Annotated in this window: 1 protein-coding gene and 2 rRNA genes; all 3 read left to right on the forward strand. The window is 56.7% G+C overall.

Going from position 1 to position 4,756, the window contains the following annotated elements; genetic code table 11:
• Window positions 1-55: 55 nt before the first annotated feature.
• Window positions 56-2,943: ribosomal RNA gene (locus BT341_RS00945) — 23S ribosomal RNA — on the forward strand.
• A gap of 125 nt (window positions 2,944-3,068) precedes the next feature.
• Window positions 3,069-3,181 (forward strand): 5S ribosomal RNA (gene rrf, locus BT341_RS00950).
• 222 nt (window positions 3,182-3,403) lie between these two features.
• The coding region (locus BT341_RS00955) for a TIGR02677 family protein (protein WP_072474457.1) at window positions 3,404-4,756 on the forward strand (1,353 nt) is incomplete at its 3' end.

Here is a 4,756-nt window from a genome sequence, read left to right on the forward strand (position 1 = left end):
GCTGTACTCTTGATTTCTATAACGCTCCCTGTTGTCAGCAGGGCTAACGTTATAGGGACAAGCGAATAAGTGCACATGGTGGATGCCTTGGCGATTACAGGCGATGAAGGACGTAGTAGCTTGCGATAAGCTGCGGGGAGTGAGCAAACACACTTTGATCCGCAGATTTCCGAATGGGGAAACCCGGCCTTTTAGGTCATTGCATGCTGAATACATAGGCATGCAAAGCGAACGCGGCGAACTGAAACATCTAAGTAGCTGCAGGAAAAGAAATCAACCGAGATTCCCAAAGTAGTGGCGAGCGAAATGGGAAGAGCCTGTACGTGATAGTCGGACTGATAGTGGAACAGATTGGAAACTCTGGCCATAGCGGGTGATAGCCCCGTACACGAAATCAGACCGGTGGTACTAAGCGTACGACAAGTAGGGCGGGACACGAGAAATCCTGTCTGAACATGGGGGACCATCCTCCAAGGCTAAATACTCGTAATCGACCGATAGTGAACCAGTACCGTGAGGGAAAGGCGAAAAGAACCCCGGGAGGGGAGTGAAATAGATCCTGAAACCGTGTGCATACAAACAGTCGGAGCGGACTTGATCCGTGACGGCGTACCTTTTGTATAATGGGTCAGCGACTTACATTCAGTGGCGAGGTTAACCGGATAGGGGAGCCGTAGAGAAATCGAGTCCGAACAGGGCGACAGTCGCTGGGTGTAGACCCGAAACCAAGTGATCTACCCATGGCCAGGATGAAGGTGCGGTAACACGCCCTGGAGGTCCGAACCCACTAATGTTGAAAAATTAGGGGATGAGCTGTGGGTAGGGGTGAAAGGCTAAACAAACTTGGAAATAGCTGGTTCTCTCCGAAAACTATTTAGGTAGTGCCTCAAGTATCACCATCGGGGGTAGAGCACTGTTATGGCTAGGGGGTCATTGCGACTTACCAAACCATTGCAAACTCCGAATACCGATGAGTGCGAGCTTGGGAGACAGACGTCGGGTGCTAACGTCCGGCGTCAAGAGGGAAACAACCCAGACCGCCAGCTAAGGTCCCAAAGATTGGCTAAGTGGAAAACGAAGTGGGAAGGCTAAAACAGTCAGGATGTTGGCTTAGAAGCAGCCACCATTTAAAGAAAGCGTAATAGCTCACTGATCGAGTCGTCCTGCGCGGAAGATGTAACGGGGCTAAGCCAGTCACCGAAGCTGCGGATATATTCTCGTGATTTATCACCTGATCTATATGGTAGGAGAGCGTTCTGTAAGCCTGCGAAGGTGTCTTGTAAAGGATGCTGGAGGTATCAGAAGTGCGAATGCTGACATGAGTAGCGATAATGCGGGTGAAAAGCCCGCACGCCGTAAGCCCAAGGTTTCCTGTTCAACGTTCATCGGAGCAGGGTGAGTCGGCCCCTAAGGCGAGGCAGAGATGCGTAGCTGATGGGAAGCAGGTTAATATTCCTGCACCGTCGTATGATGCGATGGGGGGACGGATCGCGGAAGGTTGTCCAGCTGTTGGAATAGCTGGTTTCTGGTTCATAGAAGGTACTTAGGCAAATCCGGGTACATAATTCAAGGGACTGGGACGTGTGCCATGTGCACGAAGCAATCGGAAGTGGTTCCAAGAAAAGCCTCTAAGCTTCAGTCATACGAGACCGTACCGCAAACCGACACAGGTGGGCGAGATGAGTATTCTAAGGCGCTTGAGAGAACTCGGGAGAAGGAACTCGGCAAATTGGTACCGTAACTTCGGGAAAAGGTACGCCTCGGTAGCTTGACCACTTTACTGTGGAAGGGCGAAAAGGTTGCAATAAACTGGTGGCTGCGACTGTTTAATAAAAACACAGCACTCTGCAAACACGAAAGTGGACGTATAGGGTGTGACGCCTGCCCGGTGCTGGAAGATTAAATGATGGGGTGCAAGCTCTTGATTGAAGTCCCAGTAAACGGCGGCCGTAACTATAACGGTCCTAAGGTAGCGAAATTCCTTGTCGGGTAAGTTCCGACCTGCACGAATGGCGTAACGATGGCCACACTGTCTCCTCCCGAGACTCAGCGAAGTTGAAATGTTTGTGATGATGCAATCTACCCGCGGCTAGACGGAAAGACCCCATGAACCTTTACTGTAGCTTTGCATTGGACTTTGAACCAATCTGTGTAGGATAGGTGGGAGGCTTTGAAGCGGGGACGCCAGTTCTCGTGGAGCCATCCTTGAAATACCACCCTGGTTTGTTTGAGGTTCTAACCTTGGTCCGTTATCCGGATCGGGGACAGTGCATGGTAGGCAGTTTGACTGGGGCGGTCTCCTCCTAAAGTGTAACGGAGGAGTTCGAAGGTACGCTAGGTACGGTCGGACATCGTGCTAATAGTGCAATGGCATAAGCGTGCTTAACTGCGAGACCGACAAGTCGAGCAGGTACGAAAGTAGGACATAGTGATCCGGTGGTTCTGTATGGAAGGGCCATCGCTCAACGGATAAAAGGTACTCTGGGGATAACAGGCTGATTCCTCCCAAGAGTTCATATCGACGGGGGAGTTTGGCACCTCGATGTCGGCTCATCACATCCTGGGGCTGTAGCCGGTCCCAAGGGTATGGCTGTTCGCCATTTAAAGTGGTACGTGAGCTGGGTTTAAAACGTCGTGAGACAGTTTGGTCCCTATCTGCCGTGGGCGTTGGAAATTTGAAGGGGGCTGCTCCTAGTACGAGAGGACCGGAGTGGACGAACCTCTGGTGTACCGGTTGTCACGCCAGTGGCATTGCCGGGTAGCTAAGTTCGGAAGAGATAACCGCTGAAAGCATCTAAGCGGGAAACTTGCCTTGAGATGAGATTTCCCGGAGCCTTGAGCTCCTTGAAGGGTCGTTCGAGACCAGGACGTTGATAGGCTGGGTGTGGAAGTGCAGTAATGCATTAAGCTAACCAGTACTAATTGCCCGTACGGCTTGTCCCTATAACCTTAGCAGGTATAGTTAATTCGAGATTACAGTGCTGTTTGTTGACACGACAGTTGCTACCCAATTACTTCTCCAGATTCAGAGCGCGTGACCACAGGCCACGCAGCTCGTACAAGTCATGCCTGATGACCATAGCAAGTCGGTCCCACCCCTTCCCATCCCGAACAGGACCGTGAAACGACTTTGCGCCGATGATAGTGCTGCAACCAGTGTGAAAGTAGGTTATCGTCAGGCTAGTTATAAAGCAAAGCCCACCAAGTGAACTTGGTGGGCTTTTTGCTTTGGTGCGTCCGTTTGCACGTACGGCTGTGCATAGTAGGGTGGGGACTCGTCCCCACCGAACCCAATCAACACGAACAACCGGTGGGTTCGAGAACCCACCCTACAACAGGATACGTTGACCTTTACGCAACCCGGCACTATAGTCGGGGATTCACCGATTTGCCGCCAGTCCTGATGCCCACGCTCGCTCAATCCGCTGGAGACCTGTTCCGTCACGTTGCGGCAGACAAGGCTGCGCTGTACCGGGCAATCATGGACACCTTCGCGGCCGCGAAGCGGCAATTCCGCCTGCAGTTGCGCCCGGACGAAGTGCAGATCGAAGCATGCTGGCCGGGTACTACGCCCTCAATCGAGGAAATCCAGCAAGCGTTGGCGGCCCTGACCGACTGGGGCAACCTCGAAGCGCACCCGGACACGGCGCGCGTCTCGAGCGTCGAGGATTTCTACCGCGCCCGTTTCTTGTACCGATTGTCGCTGGGCGGCGAGGCGGTCGAGGCTGGCCTGGCCGTGTTTGCGCGCACCCTGGCGCGCCAGAGCGAACTGCAGACCGTCGCCCTCGAGGACATCCTCATCCAGCTCAATGCCCTGCTGGCCCTGGCCGCCGAAACCGCGCCCGATCCGGCCAAGGTGCATACCGCCTTGCGCGATCTGGTGCGCGTCTTCGACGGCCTGGCCGATAACGCCCAGGCTTTCATGGCCAGTGTGGCCCGCACCATCGAATTACAGCAGGCCGACGTGCAGGCTGTGATCGCCTTCAAGCAGCGCCTGATCGATTACCTGAACCGCTTCGTCAGCGACCTGGTCGGGCGCTCGGGCACCATTGCCAGCCGCCTGCTGGAGCTGGACAGCCGGATCGAGCCGCTGCTCGTACTGGCAGCGCAGCGCGAACGGCGCGATGCGGCGCCCGGCGACGAACCCGGGCAAGCCGCAGCACTGGCCGAGCGGGTCGCCACTTGGCGCGAGCGCTGGCGTGGCTTGTCGCGCTGGTTCATCAGCGACGGCCACATCCAGGCCCAGTCGGAACTCCTGCGCGCCAAGGTGAGGGCGGCGATTCCCCAACTGCTGGCGGCGGTAGCCAGCCTGAACGAAAGACGTAGCGGCCGCAGCGACCGCTCGGCGGACTTCCGCATCCTGGCGCGCTGGTTTGCCGATACCGGCAGCGACGCCGAGGCGCACCGCCTGTGGCGAGCCGGCTTTGCACTCAATCCGGCCCGTCACTTCAGCCTGCAGGCCGAAACCGCAAGCGCAGACCCGGTGCCCGCCTCCACCCCCTGGGCCGATGCGCCGCCAGTGCGCGTGCATCCGCGCTTGCGCGAGCAGGGCGAGCTGACGCCGCGCGGCGCCGCCCCGCATGTCCGCACGCGCGACACCGAGCGCGCCATGCTGGCCGCGCGCGTTGCGGCCGAGCGCGCCCAGATCGACGCGGCGCGTGCGATCCTCACTACCGGCCGCGCCACGCGCCTGTCGGAACTCGGCATGCTCGATGCGGACGCCTTCCGCCTGTTCCTGAACCTGCTCGGCGAAGCG

It is taken from the genome of Amycolatopsis australiensis, from assembly GCF_900119165.1.
Lineage (GTDB): Bacteria > Actinomycetota > Actinomycetes > Mycobacteriales > Pseudonocardiaceae > Amycolatopsis > Amycolatopsis australiensis.